Origin of the sequence: Lysinibacillus sp. CNPSo 3705 (assembly GCF_028674935.1) — a bacterium.
Taxonomy (GTDB): domain Bacteria; phylum Bacillota; class Bacilli; order Bacillales_A; family Planococcaceae; genus Lysinibacillus.
Map to the genome: position 1 here is coordinate 1 of NZ_JAQZSD010000218.1, position 375 is coordinate 375.

Here is a 375-nt window from a genome sequence, read left to right on the forward strand (position 1 = left end):
TTGGAGCCAGCCGCCGAAGGTGGGATAGATGATTGGGGTGAAGTCGTAACAAGGTAGCCGTATCGGAAGGTGCGGCTGGATCACCTCCTTTCTAAGGATTATTTCGGAATGCTTCGTTTTGAACGAAGCAATGATTACGTCTTTGCTGTTCAGTTTTGAAGGTTCATTCTTCTGAATGAAACACTTCAAAATTTGTTCTTTGAAAACTGGATAAAACGACATTGAAATTGTAACAAACACATTTATTTTTTTAAGTTTTTATAGGCTTAATAACTTGGTTAAGTTATTAAGGGCGCACGGCGAATGCCTTGGCACTAGGAGCCGATGAAGGACGGCACTAACACCGATATGCTTCGGGGAGCTGTAAGTGAGCTT

At 42.1% G+C, this 375-nt stretch carries 2 rRNA genes; both read left to right on the forward strand.

What is annotated here, in order from left to right:
* Positions 1-91: ribosomal RNA gene (locus PVA17_RS25125) — 16S ribosomal RNA — on the forward strand; the annotation flags it as partial.
* A gap of 185 nt (positions 92-276) precedes the next feature.
* A 23S ribosomal RNA gene (locus PVA17_RS25130) occupies positions 277-375 on the forward strand; the annotation flags it as partial.